Here is a 13,407-nt window from a genome sequence, read left to right on the forward strand (position 1 = left end):
GGGCGACGCCGCGCTATAGCGCGTCATTCAGAGCCTGATAAGGTTGGAATTGCGATCATGTCCACTATGCTGTCGACTCGCCTTCCTGAAACTGCATTGGTACGTATCCCCTTGATTGCTTTTCTTCTTTTTGCCGTCGGCGCCAGCGCGCAGACCGACATGACCGCTTCCACCGGTCAACCGGCCTATCCCCGCGGCGCGGTTGTCCAGCCGCTTCCCCCCGCGACCGGACCAGCTTCATGGAATGAAGTCAGCGGGCGAGTCGGCGTCGCGACCGATTCCTCCGTCGCGGCAACCATCAGCCAGTGGCGCACGCTGCAGCAGAGCGATGGGCTGGGCTTTTCCACCTATGCCAACTTCATCATGGCCAATCCGGGTTGGCCCGGTGAGGACCGGATGCGCAGGCTGGCGGAAACCGGGATCAACCCCAACAGCTACGACGCCCGGCAGGTCGCGGCCTTCTTTGCCCGTTTTCCGGCGCGCACCGCCGTCGGCCATGCCCGCAACGCGATGGCGTTGATGCAGACCGGTCGGATGAACGAGGCGCGGGTCGCCGCTCGCAACGCCTGGGTCGGCGGATCGCTGGCCCCGGATGACGAGATGCGGCTGCTCTCGCTGTTCGGTTCCGGCTGGACCAGCGCCGAACATGATCAGCGCGCCGACATATTGCTGTGGGCCAACGACATGGCGGGCGCTCAGCGCATGCTCGCCTATGTCTCGCCAGCCCGCCGCCCGGTCTATGAAGCGCGCATCGCCTTTCGCCAGAAAGCGCCCGATGCGGCCACGCGGATGCAGGTTGCCGAAGCCATCGGCGCGACCGACGCGGGGTTCGTGGCGGACAAGGCAACATGGCTGCTCAACACCGGCAATTGGATCGCCGGGCGGCAATATCTCGCCAATCGGCCTGCACTCAGCTTCCGGCCGGGCAACGCGGAAAAATGGTATGAAGTCCTGCTGACCCACGCGCGGGCTGCAGCCAATGACAGTCAGTGGAGCTTCGCTTACGGCATCGCGAGCAAGGTGGACGACGCCTATGCGCCCGGCACCGATGTCAGCGGTCGCCCGATCGGTGAACGCGACGATTATACCAGCCTCGCCTGGCTGGCGGGTTCGACCGCCTTCTATAATCTCAATCGCCCAGCCGATGCCGCAGCGATGTTCCGCCGCTACGCCACGGCGGCGCGGTCGCCACAGACCCAGTCAAAGGGCTATTATTGGGCTGGGCGCGCTGCATTGGCGGCGGGCGACAAGGCCAGCGCCAACAGCTATTTTGGGCAGGCGTCCGTCTTTCCCGATCAGTTTTACGGCCAGCTCGCACTTGAACGGCTAGGCCGCCCGGTGCCCGCGCCCGCGCTGGTAGAGCGTGGCGTAGAGCTTTCCGCGGCGGACCGCGCGGCGTTCAACAACCGGTCGGTGGTGCGCGCCGTCAAGGCGCTGGGACAGATGGGCTATTGGGAGGACCAGAGCAAATTCGCCCGCGCCATCGCGAACAACGCCGACAGCGACAGCGATCACTATCTGGCCGCTGAACTCGCCAAGAGCATCGGTCGTCCCGACATGGGCGTGATGGTCGGACGTCGCGCCGTGTCGAGCGGCCTTACCGGCTATGGCGAAAGCGCCTTCCCGCGCGTCCCCGTCCCTCCTTCGGCGCAATATAACTGGACCATGGTTCACGCCATCGCCCGGCAGGAAAGCCAGTTCGACCGCGCCGCCGTTAGCCATGCGGGCGCGCGCGGCCTGATGCAGTTGATGCCGGGCACGGCGCGTGAACAGGCGGGCAAATTGGGCCTGGGTTATAGTGCAGGGTCGCTGACCACCGACACCAGCTACAACATCATGTTGGGATCATCCTATTTCCAGCGGATGCTGGACTATTATGGTGGCAGCTATCCCCTGGCCGTCGCGGCCTATAATGCCGGGCCGGGCAATGTGAACCGGTGGCTTCGGGCCAATGGCGACCCCCGCCTGCCCGGCGCGGACATGCTGCGCTGGATCGAACAGATCCCCATTTTCGAAACGCGCAACTATGTGCAGCGCGTGCTGGAAAATGCGGTTGTCTATGAAGCGATGAACCCTGAACGCGCCCGTTTCCGGGGATCGAACACGCCGCTGTCCAAATATCTGGGCAAGCAGACGCCGGGCTGAACCGGTTCGCCGGACGCCGGAACAGCGGACGCAGGGATCACCGCTCTGCGTCCACCATACGAACCAAATTGCGTGCGGCGCGTCCTGGCGGGTAAAGAGAAGCAATGAACCCCGCCCATCCCAACTACATCACGCCCGAAGGCTTTGCGAAGCTGCGGGCGGAATATGACCAGCTGTTGGGCGTCGAACGCCCGCGCGTGGTCGAGATCGTCAGCTGGGCGGCGGGCAATGGCGACCGTAGCGAGAATGGCGACTATCTCTACGGACGCAAGAGGATGCGCGAAATCGATGGCCAGTTGCGTCGCCTTTCCAGGAAAATGAAGGATGCCAAGGTCGTCGATCCCCGCCAGCAGCCGGACAAGGACAAGGTCTATTTCGGCGCCACCGTCACTATCGCGGACGATGACGACCAGCATCGCACCGTCACGATCCTGGGCAATGACGAAACCGACGCCAGCGCCGGGCGAATCGGGTGGGGATCACCCATCGCCCGCGCACTGCGCGGGGCGGCAATCGGTGACTTGCGCCGGGTCATCCTGCCAGCGGGCGAAAAGGAATATGAAGTGATTGCGATCCGCTACCCGGACTGATCAGTTCCCGCTTCGCGTCCGGGCCGAGGGCGAACCGCAATATGAGGCAGTATGGACTTAAGGCCGCGGCCTAGTCATGTGGCCGTAGCGCCTGGTTGAGGCTGTTCAACACTTCGCCGATCGGCTCTGTCACGGTGACGCTGCGCCCTTCGCCAAAGCGGATGCGCGTGCCTTCATTGACGGACGATACGAAAGTCACCTGCGCAGCGTTGATAGCGGTTTCGGTACGATCGGCGCCTACGAACATGACGAGCATGCGGTCCTCTCCCTTATATATGGAAAGCCAGACTAGCTGCATTTGCGGCGCGCGCCAGCATGATTTGCGCGTCAGGCGGCCTTGATCGCGCGAATGAAGCTGCTGGCCCGCGCATCCAGTCGACGCGTTTCGTCCGCCAGACGGCAAGCGGTGCTGCCCATCGCCCGCGCGCCATCCGCCGCAGCGGTTGCGCTGGCGCTGATCTCGCTCGCCCGCGAACGGATATGGTCGCTCGACGCGCCTGCTTCGGCCACCCTAGCGGCTATGGTCCGGCTAAAGGCACCCTGCCGCGCCACAGCATCGAAAACCGATGCGGCCAGCCGATCCGCCGTCGCGATTGCGGCATCCATATGGGCGTGCCCCGCCGCAACATTGCCGACGCTTTCGCGAATATGGCCAATGCGCCCCGCAATCTGCGCCGCCGCTTCACGCGTTTGCGCGGCCAGCGCCTTTACCTCGCGCGCGACGACTGCAAAGCCCTGGCCAGCCTCGCCCGCGCGCGCCGCCTCGATCCCGGCGTTCAGCGCCAATGTCGTCGTCGCCCTGGCGATGCCGTCAATCACTGCCGTGATTTCACCGATACCGTCGGCTTCGACGATCAACGCCTGGCTATCCGCCGACCCCAGCCGCGCCTGTTGCACGGCTGCGTGCAGAGCCTTGCCCGCCTCACGCACTTCTTCTTCTATCGATAGGAACAACGGCCCCAGATCCCTGCCCGAAGCAGCAATTCCAGACAATGAATCTGCGGTCTGGGCAGCCGCGATCGCCATTTCGCCTGCCGCCTGACTGTTGGCCACGGCCTGTTCGGCCGCTTCGACCGAAAAGCCCGACAGCATGTCCGCCACCCGCACCAGTTCGGCGGCCAACGCCTCTATGTCGCTGCGGAAGGTGGCGCTTTCGCCGGTGATCCGTTCCAGTCGCGACGCTCGTGCAACCGCCAGCCGGGCGTCGCGCTCAGCCGTCAGCCCCAGCAAAAGCGGTCCACCCACGACCCCGGCGTAGCGCCCGCGTTCTACAATGATCAACCCTTCGCAGGATGCGCCCTGCGCCGCATAGACATCGATCAGTGCCTCGACGCTGGCGTCGCGTGCCACCACGGGGCAGCGCCGGACATGATCGTCCAGTCGTCCCCCAAAACTGGGATTGCGCAGCAACGCATGGCCAAAGGGATTGAACAATATGCGCCGCATGTCCCATTCGTAAATGGCGCCCGCCGGCCGGTCCTGCGCGTCCAGCACCGGCAGCAGTCGCAGATGCGGGTCATGCTGGAAATGGTCTACCGCCTCACTGAGTGGCTGGCCCAGCCGGATGGTCGGGGCGGACGCGATCAGGTGCAGTCCGCTTGTCACCCCATCACAGGACGGATTGTCATTCAGGTGGTCAGGCGCCGTAGTCTTGTGCATGAACGCCGGTTAGCGTGAAACTGGTAAACGCCAGGTTAGGTTTCTATGACACTTCTGTGACAATGCGTTGTTTTTAATAACTTTTATGATGATTTATAGCCAAAGGCCTGTTGCGCCAGCTTGACAACTTCCGGGTCGGGATCGGGGAAGTCCATCGGCACCAGCTTTTCCAAAGTCTGGGCCACATGCTTCATCGCTGCGATGCGTCCCGCCTTGCGGTGATTATTATCGATAATCTGCCAGGGCGCATATTTGCTGTCGGTTTTGGCAAACATGTCACCCAACGCGTCGAGATAGTCCGCCCGTCGCGCGCGGTTACGGTAATCATCCACGCCCGTCTTCCACCGTTTCCAGGGCGTGTCGAGCCGCTGCGCCAGTTGCTCATCCTGCGTTTCCTGGGTGATGTGGACGAACAGCTTTACGATGTTCGTGCCCGCGTCGACCTGCTGCTGTTCAAAGGCGTTGATTTCATCATAGGCGCGCTTCCATTCCGCCTTGGAGCAAAAGCCTTCCACCCGCTCCACCAGCACCCGGCCATACCAGCTGCGGTCAAACACCGCGATGTTGCGGCCAGCGGGCAGGCGCGTCCAGAAGCGCCAGAGGAAATGATGGTCGCATTCTTCCGCAGAGGGAGCAGCGATCGGCCAGACCCGATAATAGCGCGGGTCCCATTGCGCCGTCATGCGCTTGATGATGCCGCCCTTGCCCGCCGCGTCCCAGCCTTCAAACAGGATGACCGACCGCCGGTTATGGATGACATGCGCAACCTGAATCTTCGCCAGCCGCTCCTGCAGCTTGTCGAGTTCAGCTTCATAGTCGCCTTTGAGAGGCTTGCCCTTCTCATAATCGGCAAGGTCAATCGCCATGCGCGTCATCCTTCCTACCTAGATAAGGAAAGCAACGCCCCATGCGGCGAAAAGTCAAATCCGGCTCACGACGATCGTCATCCCAGCGAACGCTGGGATGACGAATCACAATCAGCTCTTGGCTTGCGGCTCCATCACCCGGACATGCAGTTCACGCAGTTGCTTGAAGTCGGCCGCGCTTGGCGCGCCCATCAGCAGGTCTTCGGCGCGCTGGTTCATCGGGAACAGCGTGATTTCGCGCAGGTTCTGCGCACCGCACAACAGCATTACGACGCGGTCCACGCCAGCGGCCATGCCACCATGCGGCGGCGCGCCATATTGGAATGCGCGATAGAGGCCGCCGAAACGATCCTCCACATCCTGCTGGCTGAGGCCCACCTTTTCGAACGCCTTGACCATCAGTTCCGGCGACTGGTTACGAATGGAACCGGACGCGATTTCATAGCCGTTGCAGACCATGTCATATTGATAGGCCTTGATCGTCAGCGGATCCTGATTCTCCAGCGCGTCCATCCCGCCTTGCGGCATGGAGAAGGGATTGTGCGCGAAGTCGACCGACTTTGTTTCCTCGTCATATTCATAGAAGGGGAAATCGATGATCCAGCACAGTTCGAACCGGTCCTTGTCGATCAGGTCGAGTTGCTCGCCCACGCGAATGCGCGCCAGGCCCGCCAGCTTCGCCGCCTGGCTTTCCTTGCCCGCCGCGAAGAAAACGCCGTCATTGGGGCCAAGGCCCAGCGCCTCGATCAGCTGGGCCGTGCGTTCTTCGCCATGATTCTTGGCGATGGGGCCGCCGGGCACGCCGTCCTTGATGTTGATATAGCCAAGACCCGAATAGCCTTCGCCCCGCGCCCAATTGTTCATCTCGTCAAAGAATTTGCGGCTGCCAGCACCGGCTCCCGGCGCGGGGATCGCGCGGATGACGCTGCCGCTGTCCACCAGCGAAGCGAAAATGCCGAAACCTGACTCCACGAAATGCTCGGTCACATCCTGAATCAGGATGGGATTGCGCAGGTCCGGCTTGTCCGACCCATATTTCAGCATCGCCTCTGCATGGGGAATGCGCGGGAAGCTGCCCGACGGCGTCACCGGCTTGCCGTCGGCAAACTGTTCGAACACCTGGGCGATCACCGGCTCCATCGTGTTCCACACATCTTCCTGCGTGACGAAGCTCATTTCGAGGTCCAGCTGGTAGAACTCGCCCGGCAGGCGGTCGGCGCGCGGGTCTTCGTCGCGGAAGCAGGGGGCAATCTGGAAATAGCGGTCGAAGCCCGCGACCATCAGCAGCTGCTTATATTGCTGCGGCGCCTGCGGCAGGGCGTAGAACTTGCCCGGATGAATACGGCTGGGCACCAGAAAGTCGCGCGCGCCTTCGGGGCTGCTCGCCGTTAGAATAGGCGTCGAATATTCTGTGAAGCCGATCCCCTCCATGCGCCGACGCATGTCGGAAATGATCTTCGTGCGCTTGACGATATTCGCGTGCAGCGTCTCGCGCCGCAGGTCCAGGAAGCGGTAGCGCAGGCGGATGTCCTCAGGATATTCCTGTTCACCCGCTACCGGCAGCGGCAGTTCGGCCGCAGCAGACAAGACAGTGACGCTATCCGCCACGATCTCGATTTCGCCAGTAGCCATCCTGGGATTGATCGCTTCAGCTGCGCGGGCGACCACCTTGCCCTCAACCGTCACAACGGATTCGAGGCGAAGCGTCTCCAATATCTTGAGCGGGCCACTATCGGCCTTCGCCACGATCTGCGTGATGCCATAATGATCGCGAAGGTCCACGAACAATACGCCGCCATGATCGCGCTTGCGATGCACCCAGCCCGACACGCGCACCTCATTGCCGACTTCGGTCGAGGTCAGGGCGCCGCAAGTATGAGTGCGATAGACGTGCATGGCGTTTGTATCTTTCAGCTTCGTTTTACGGAAATGACAAAGTGCCGCGGCCCCGCTATGGGCGGTCTTGTCAAGCATTGACGAGCCCGTGAGCGACGGGCCAGCCCATAATAAGATCGAAGACCATATGCAAATCCATCCGCTGATCACCGACAGCAAGACACTTGCCCAATTCTGCGCCCGTATCGCAAAGTCGCCTTACATAGCGGTCGATACCGAGTTCATGCGCGAAAACAGCTATTGGCCGGACCTCTGCTTGGTCCAGGTAGCTGACAGCAACGAAGCCGCAGCTATCGACCCCAAGGCGCCGGGCCTCGACCTTAGCCCCCTGCTCGACCTGATGGTCGATAATGAGGATGTGCTGAAGGTATTTCATGCAGGCGGGCAGGATCTTGAGATCATCTACAACCTGACCGGCCGGACCCCGCATCCGATGTTCGACACGCAGATCGCCGCCATGGCATTGGGGCTGGGCGAACAGATCGGTTACGGCAACCTGGTCGATGCATGGCTCGGCGTTCAGCTCGACAAGGGCGCGCGCTTCACCGATTGGGCCCGCCGCCCGCTGGACAAGCGGCAGATCGACTATGCGATCGGCGACGTCACCTACCTCATCCAGATTTTCCCGATGATGCTGGAAGAATTGCGCAAGACGGGACGGGGCGACTGGCTGGATCAGGAAATGGAGCGGGTTTGCGACCCGTCCAACTATGTGAACGAACCTGAGCAAGCCTGGCAACGCGTCCGCATTGCCAGCCGCAAGGCCGATGTGCTCGGTCGCCTGAAGGCGCTCGCCGCCTGGCGCGAGATTGAGGCGCAGGACAAGAACCTGCCGCGCGGTCGCATCGTCAAGGATGAAACCCTGGCCGACATCGCCAGCCACCCGCCCCGCGCACAGGAAGACCTGGGCAAGGTGCGCGGCCTGTCCGCCACATGGAAAACCAATGACATCGGCGCGCGCCTGATGGCGGCACTCGGCAGCCACAAGCCGCTGGACAAGGAAGAGCTGCCCGAACGCGATCCAAAGCGACCGGGCCTGGGCAAGGATGGCGCACTGGTCGCCGATCTGCTCAAGCTGCTGCTCAAGATCCGGTCGCGCGACATCAACGTTGCCGCCCGCCTGTTGGCGCGGTCGGACGATATCGACGCGCTGGCGGCAGGCGTGCGCGAAGGCCTGTCGATCCTGGAGGGCTGGCGCTATGAACAATTTGGCCGTGACGCCGTTGACCTGGTGGAAGGCCGCCTGGCCTTTGCGGTGACGGGCGGTCGACTGAAGATGACGCGCACCGAACGGGAGTAGTAGACATCATGCGGATAGCGGCGTTCATCCCCCTCCCCCTGCTGGCCGCCTGCGCCAGTGCTGGCGGCGAAGGCCCCGCGACGATACCCGCCACGACCGAGGGCCCTTGCCGCAACGAGGGCCTTGACCGCTTCATCGGCCAGATCGCGAATGAGGCGACCGGCGCTCAGCTATTGCAGGCATCAAAGGCGCGCACCTTGCGCTGGGGTGCGCCGGGCATGGCGATGACCATGGACTACCGCCCTGACCGACTGACCGTCAGCTATGACGAGAAGATGGTGATTATTTCGGCGCGGTGCGGATAGGCTGACTGCGACCGGGGCATCGGTAGTTAACAGCTGCTGTCGTGGCGGGCACAGATAGGCAGGATGGCAACGCCTCACGTCATGCCAGCGAAGGCTGGCATCGCAGGCATTGGTGCGCAAGAGTCATGCATAAGCGCGCGAATCTGTTCTAAACGGCTTAAAACTGGTCGCGCGCGTCCAGCGTCTCGAAGCTACTCTGGATTGAGGATTTACGTGCTCCTGCGCAGGCAGGAGCCCAGTCCCGCCGTATGAACTAGGCTCCTGCCTGCGCAGGAGCACATGGTGCCAAGCCAACCTCTCCCCCATCCCATTAACCGGGGTGTCAGCACTCCAGTCCAACCAGCGCGCCGCCGCCAATCCGGTTTACATGGCGCTTTCCGTCGATTTCCAGCCAGTCCGGCGTGACCTCCAGCCGACGTCCGCGAATGGTCGTGCGCAGATGTTCGACCGCGATCCGGTCGCGCGCCACGATGCGCAGCACCGCCAGCCCATCGCCCCGCGCCGCCGCGATGCTGTATCGGTCGCCGCGGAGCATGAAATGCCAGCTGCCATTGGGGGCCAACCACTCATTGCCGTCGATCACCTGCACTGGCCTGCCATCGGGGTCGCCCATGCGCAGGCTGATGCGCGTCGCCCCCTGGCTACGACAGGGCGGTGCGAACATCATGATTGGCTCTCCATCCAGCACCAGCGGAATGGGTGTGTCGCGCAGCAATCGCGTGCCGCCGATGATCAACGTCGGCAGTCCTGGAGAAAAAGGCAGGCGGTCACGCGCGAAATGGCGCTGACGGACGACCGGGTTGGTGTGAAACCCGTACACTTGAGAGGCCGTCAGTCGACCGTCTTCCACCAGTCCATGGCAGGTCGGACAAAGCAATGTCGCATCGGCGGCATCGGGCAGGAGGAGATAGCGGTAGATAGTTACGCCGCACCGGACGCAGGCAAAGCCGCATGACTGCCGAACCTCATCCCGCTCCTGCGCGTTCAGGTCGGGTAGCGAAAGCATCACTGGCAGCGCCATGGAAAGACAACCCCGTTGCGCCGTCCTTCGCGCCATTGCGAAGCGGCGTTGACCCGTGGCGTCCTTTCCCGGAAGCTGGGCCTCACTGAAGGGCCCGTCACTTCCTATCGTTCAAATAAATTGGCGCGAGGTCAAGGGGGAGGCAGGTAAAAGTCAGCGTTGCGGCAGCAGGTCCAGGTTGCGCGACGCCGCGATGTTACGGATGCGGCCGGGTCGCGGCATGGATTTGATCGCAATTTCAGCCACGTCACCCGCGCTGAACAGCTCCACATTGCCGACGTCGAAGATACGCTGACCAAAAGTCTGGGTGATGCGCACGCTGCGAATACTGGACAGCGCGATTTCCGTCCGCTGCTTCGACAACAGGCCCCGCTCCATCAGGACTTCGCGATCCGACAGCGCCAACCGCTCCCCCTTTGTCCGCAGCCACCAGACGCCGATCGCCAGCAGGCCGACGACGGATATCAGCAGCAGGATGAACAGGAACGGATGCGCCCGGAACATTGCGGGATGTTCGTCATACAGCCAGGCATCGCTCATCATTCTTCCCGTCAAAAGAGGCCGCCGAACATCATCATGGAAGGCCAGCCTGCGTCAATCCTTGCGCAACGCTTCCTTCTTGTGCGCGGCGCGCTTTCCTTCCGCCGTTTCGACGATGAACTGCGGGTCGTCCTTTGAAGCGGCGACCTTGTGCCCCTTGATCTGGGTGGGGCTGGACTGTTTTGTGACCACCTTGCCATGGGCTTGCCCACCATGGCTTTTCCAGCTGACATGGTCGCCGACCTTGGGTTCCTGCTTCATTTCCGAATCCTCCTGACGGTCCAAGAACCCGGCAGGCGGAAAGATGTTGCGTTAGCTTTCGTCGCCCATCCGCAGCGCGGCGATAAAGGCTTCCTGCGGAATCTGGACGCTGCCATATTCGCGCATCCGCTTCTTGCCTTCCTTCTGCTTGTCGAGCAGCTTCTTCTTGCGGCTGATATCGCCGCCATAGCATTTGGCGGTCACGTCCTTGCGCATCGCCGCGATCGTTTCACGCGCGATCACCTTGCCGCCGATCGCCGCCTGAATCGGAATCTTGAACAGATGGCGGGGGATCAGATCCTTCAACCGCTCGCACATGCCGCGACCGCGCGATTCGGCGGTGCCGCGATGCACGATCATCGACAGCGCATCGACCGGCTCGCTGTTCACCATGATGCTCATCTTGACGAGGTCGCCCTCACGATAGCCGATCTGGTGATAGTCGAAGCTGGCATAGCCGCGGCTGATGCTCTTCAACCGATCGTAAAAGTCGAACACGACTTCGTTGAGCGGCAGTTCGTACGTCACCTGCGCGCGCCCACCGACATAGGTCAGGTTCTTCTGGATACCGCGCCGATCCTGACACAGTTTCAGGATCGAGCCGAGATATTCGTCGGGGCAATAGATGATCGCCTCGATCCACGGCTCCTCAATCTCGTCGATCTTGGTCGGATCCGGCATGTCCGCCGGATTGTGCAGTTCGATCTCGCCCGCGCCATAGGTCAGCTGGATCTTGTACACCACCGAAGGCGCGGTTGTGATAAGGTCCAGATCATATTCGCGGGTCAGCCGCTCCTGGATGATCTCCAGATGCAGCAGCCCCAGGAAGCCGCAACGGAAGCCAAAACCCAGCGCCGCACTGCTCTCCATCTCGAAGCTGAAAGAAGCGTCGTTCAGCCGCAGCTTCGAAATCGAATCGCGCAGCTTGTCGAAGTCATTAGCGTCGACCGGGAACAGGCCGCAGAACACCACCGGCTGCACTTCCTTGAAGCCGGGCAGCGCCTTGGCAGCCGGGTTCTTGACCGTGGTGATGGTGTCGCCCACGCGCGTCTGGCTGATGTCCTTGATCTGCGCGGTGATGAAGCCGATTTCGCCCGGCCCCAGTTCAGGCAACTGCTCGATCTTGGGCCGCATGCAGCCTACGCGGTCGATCAGATGCTCGGTGCCGCCGATCATGAACTTGATGTTCTGACCCTTCTTGATGACGCCGTTCATCACGCGCACCAGAATGACGACGCCCAGATAGGGGTCGTACCAGCTGTCGACCAGCATCGCCTCCAGCGGGGCGTCGCGATCCCCCTTGGGCGGCGGGATCTTCTTGACGATGGCTTCGAGAATATCGTCGATGCCGATGCCCGACTTGGCGCTGGCCAGCACCGCTTCCGACGCGTCGAGGCCAATCACTTCCTCGATTTCCGCGCGCACCTTTTCCGGTTCGGCGGCGGGCAAGTCGATCTTGTTGAGCACCGGCACGATTTCATGGTCATGCTCGATCGACTGATAGACGTTGGCCAGCGTCTGCGCTTCGACGCCCTGCGCCGCGTCCACCACCAACAGCGCGCCCTCGCACGCGGCAAGGCTCCGGCTCACCTCATAGGCGAAGTCGACATGGCCCGGCGTGTCCATCAGGTTGAGCTCGTACGTCTCACCATTTTTCGCGACATAGTCGAGGCGCACGGTCTGCGCCTTGATGGTTATCCCCCGCTCCTTTTCGATATCCATATTGTCGAGCACCTGGGCCGACATTTCCCGATCGGTCAGCCCCCCGGTGCGCTGGATCAGGCGATCGGCCAATGTCGACTTGCCATGGTCGATATGGGCGATGATCGAAAAGTTGCGGATATGGGAAAGGTCGGTCATGGACCGCGCCGATAGCAGCCATTTGCAGGCCTGTCAGCAGACTCGCGCATATAGCGGCGCACGTCCCTTCAAGGCTCGCTTGAACCGGAACGCTGTTGTGCTAGAGCTTGGCTCGATAATAGGGTGGCCAAGAAGCAGAACTGTTTCAAACATTTTTTCCAGGGGGTGCATATCCATGCGCATGTTCACGTCGTTCATCGCTGCCGCAGCCGCTTTGGCCGCTACGGCGTCTCCGGCGCTCGCTGCCGAAAAGGGTTCTTCCGCGCGTCAGCAGCAAGCCAAGAAAACCGCCGAAATTCCGCGCTGTACGAAGCGGCTTGGCACGGTTGCCATCGTCGAACCCGACAATCAGTGGTGGCGTGAACTGAACCTGGGCAGCCCCGAAGCGATCCTGAAGGTCTTCATTCAGCAGTCGGGCTGTTTCGGCCTGGTCAATCGCGGTCGCGCGATGGCCAACCGCAACATGGAACGCGCAATGGCGGATTCGGGCGAGCTTCAGGCCGGATCGAACCTTGGCCGTGGCCAGGTGAAGGCGGCAGACTATTTCCTGCAGCCCGACATCGTGTCGTCGAACAAGAATAGCGGCGGCAATGCATTTGGCGGCATGATCGGCGGCCTGCTGGGCGGTCGGACGCTGGGCGCGCTGGCTGGCGGCATCTCGATCAAGAAAAGCGAGGCGAACGTCACGCTGTCGATCGTCAATGCGCGGACCACCGAAGAAGAAGCGCTGACCGAGGGTTATTCTCGCAAGTCGGACCTCAGCTTTGGCGGCGGTGGCGGTGCTGGCTGGTGGGGCGGCGTTGCCGCGGCCGGTGGCGGCGGCTACCAGAATACCGAAATCGGCCAGGTCATCGTCCTCGCCTATCTGGACGCCTATACAAAGCTGGTGACGCAGTTGGGCGGACTACCCGCCAACGCGGCGTCAGCGGCACCCCGCGCGCAGTAACGCGACTGGCTTTCATGA

Annotated in this window: 13 protein-coding genes; 5 read left to right on the top strand and 8 right to left on the bottom strand. The window is 62.1% G+C overall.

The annotated features are described in order from the left end of the window. The first annotated feature begins 66 nt into the window (after positions 1 to 66). The gene (locus ACI3KQ_RS04565; RefSeq protein WP_404955471.1) at positions 67 to 2,145 is read left to right on the top strand and encodes a transglycosylase SLT domain-containing protein; all 2,079 of its coding nucleotides are present in this window, start codon (positions 67 to 69) and stop codon (positions 2,143 to 2,145) included. A gap of 104 nt (positions 2,146 to 2,249) precedes the next feature. Next, positions 2,250 to 2,735, top strand: coding sequence for a transcription elongation factor GreB (gene greB, locus ACI3KQ_RS04570; RefSeq protein ID WP_404955230.1), 486 nt, complete (start codon positions 2,250 to 2,252; stop codon positions 2,733 to 2,735). 70 nt (positions 2,736 to 2,805) lie between these two features. On the opposite strand, the gene ACI3KQ_RS04575 is transcribed toward greB, so the two are convergent. The 4 genes from ACI3KQ_RS04575 to aspS all read right to left on the bottom strand — a co-directional run bounded on the left by ACI3KQ_RS04575 (position 2,806) and on the right by aspS (position 7,156). Next, positions 2,806 to 2,991: a hypothetical protein gene (locus ACI3KQ_RS04575; protein ID WP_167304108.1), complete on the bottom strand. Its 186-nt coding sequence runs from the start codon at positions 2,989 to 2,991 to the stop codon at positions 2,806 to 2,808. 71 nt (positions 2,992 to 3,062) lie between these two features. Beyond that, positions 3,063 to 4,394 carry a methyl-accepting chemotaxis protein gene (locus tag ACI3KQ_RS04580; RefSeq protein ID WP_404955233.1) on the bottom strand — a complete coding sequence of 444 codons (1,332 nt, stop codon included), beginning with the start codon at positions 4,392 to 4,394 and terminating at the stop codon, positions 3,063 to 3,065. An 83-nt stretch (positions 4,395 to 4,477) separates the two neighbouring features. Further along, complete coding sequence (locus ACI3KQ_RS04585) at positions 4,478 to 5,260, bottom strand: polyphosphate kinase 2 family protein (protein WP_404955235.1); 783 nt, start codon at positions 5,258 to 5,260, stop codon at positions 4,478 to 4,480. A 111-nt stretch (positions 5,261 to 5,371) separates the two neighbouring features. Further along, positions 5,372 to 7,156 (bottom strand): aspartate--tRNA ligase, encoded by a 1,785-nt coding sequence (gene aspS, locus ACI3KQ_RS04590; RefSeq protein ID WP_404955237.1) that lies wholly within the window; start codon positions 7,154 to 7,156, stop codon positions 5,372 to 5,374. Positions 7,157 to 7,283: 127 nt separating this feature from the next. Here aspS and rnd point away from each other — a divergent pair, with 127 nt between their 5' ends. After that, a complete protein-coding gene (gene rnd / locus ACI3KQ_RS04595) occupies positions 7,284 to 8,456 on the top strand; it encodes a ribonuclease D (RefSeq protein ID WP_404955239.1) in 1,173 nt (390 codons plus the stop codon). 8 nt (positions 8,457 to 8,464) lie between these two features. Continuing rightward, positions 8,465 to 8,761, top strand: a complete 297-nt coding sequence (locus tag ACI3KQ_RS04600; protein ID WP_404955242.1) for an I78 family peptidase inhibitor — start codon at positions 8,465 to 8,467, stop codon at positions 8,759 to 8,761. A 322-nt stretch (positions 8,762 to 9,083) separates the two neighbouring features. Here ACI3KQ_RS04600 and ACI3KQ_RS04605 read toward each other — a convergent pair whose 3' ends face one another. The 4 genes from ACI3KQ_RS04605 to lepA all read right to left on the bottom strand — a co-directional run bounded on the left by ACI3KQ_RS04605 (position 9,084) and on the right by lepA (position 12,443). Continuing rightward, positions 9,084 to 9,782, bottom strand: coding sequence for a hypothetical protein (locus tag ACI3KQ_RS04605; protein ID WP_404955244.1), 699 nt, complete (start codon positions 9,780 to 9,782; stop codon positions 9,084 to 9,086). Between the two features lie 153 nt (positions 9,783 to 9,935). Further along, the gene (locus ACI3KQ_RS04610; RefSeq protein ID WP_404955246.1) at positions 9,936 to 10,322 is read right to left on the bottom strand and encodes a PH domain-containing protein; all 387 of its coding nucleotides are present in this window, start codon (positions 10,320 to 10,322) and stop codon (positions 9,936 to 9,938) included. A 54-nt stretch (positions 10,323 to 10,376) separates the two neighbouring features. Then, positions 10,377 to 10,583: a DUF2945 domain-containing protein gene (locus tag ACI3KQ_RS04615; protein WP_404955248.1), complete on the bottom strand. Its 207-nt coding sequence runs from the start codon at positions 10,581 to 10,583 to the stop codon at positions 10,377 to 10,379. Positions 10,584 to 10,634: 51 nt separating this feature from the next. After that, positions 10,635 to 12,443: a translation elongation factor 4 gene (gene lepA, locus ACI3KQ_RS04620; protein ID WP_404955250.1), complete on the bottom strand. Its 1,809-nt coding sequence runs from the start codon at positions 12,441 to 12,443 to the stop codon at positions 10,635 to 10,637. A 175-nt stretch (positions 12,444 to 12,618) separates the two neighbouring features. Here lepA and ACI3KQ_RS04625 point away from each other — a divergent pair, with 175 nt between their 5' ends. After that, positions 12,619 to 13,389: a CsgG/HfaB family protein gene (locus tag ACI3KQ_RS04625; protein WP_404955252.1), complete on the top strand. Its 771-nt coding sequence runs from the start codon at positions 12,619 to 12,621 to the stop codon at positions 13,387 to 13,389. Positions 13,390 to 13,407 lie beyond the last annotated feature (18 nt).

It is taken from the genome of Sphingobium sp. ZW T5_29, assembly GCF_044987515.1.
Taxonomy (GTDB): domain Bacteria; phylum Pseudomonadota; class Alphaproteobacteria; order Sphingomonadales; family Sphingomonadaceae; genus Sphingobium.

Coding starts and splice junctions, on each gene's coding strand:
- ACI3KQ_RS04565 (WP_404955471.1), top strand. CDS start 67: ATGCTGTCGACTCGCCTTCCTGAAACTGCATTGGTACGTATCCCCTTG.
- greB (WP_404955230.1), top strand. CDS start 2,250: ATGAACCCCGCCCATCCCAACTACATCACGCCCGAAGGCTTTGCGAAG.
- ACI3KQ_RS04575 (WP_167304108.1), bottom strand. CDS start 2,991: ATGCTCGTCATGTTCGTAGGCGCCGATCGTACCGAAACCGCTATCAAC.
- ACI3KQ_RS04580 (WP_404955233.1), bottom strand. CDS start 4,394: ATGCACAAGACTACGGCGCCTGACCACCTGAATGACAATCCGTCCTGT.
- ACI3KQ_RS04585 (WP_404955235.1), bottom strand. CDS start 5,260: ATGGCGATTGACCTTGCCGATTATGAGAAGGGCAAGCCTCTCAAAGGC.
- aspS (WP_404955237.1), bottom strand. CDS start 7,156: ATGCACGTCTATCGCACTCATACTTGCGGCGCCCTGACCTCGACCGAA.
- rnd (WP_404955239.1), top strand. CDS start 7,284: ATGCAAATCCATCCGCTGATCACCGACAGCAAGACACTTGCCCAATTC.
- ACI3KQ_RS04600 (WP_404955242.1), top strand. CDS start 8,465: ATGCGGATAGCGGCGTTCATCCCCCTCCCCCTGCTGGCCGCCTGCGCC.
- ACI3KQ_RS04605 (WP_404955244.1), bottom strand. CDS start 9,782: ATGGCGCTGCCAGTGATGCTTTCGCTACCCGACCTGAACGCGCAGGAG.
- ACI3KQ_RS04610 (WP_404955246.1), bottom strand. CDS start 10,322: ATGAGCGATGCCTGGCTGTATGACGAACATCCCGCAATGTTCCGGGCG.
- ACI3KQ_RS04615 (WP_404955248.1), bottom strand. CDS start 10,583: ATGAAGCAGGAACCCAAGGTCGGCGACCATGTCAGCTGGAAAAGCCAT.
- lepA (WP_404955250.1), bottom strand. CDS start 12,443: ATGACCGACCTTTCCCATATCCGCAACTTTTCGATCATCGCCCATATC.
- ACI3KQ_RS04625 (WP_404955252.1), top strand. CDS start 12,619: ATGCGCATGTTCACGTCGTTCATCGCTGCCGCAGCCGCTTTGGCCGCT.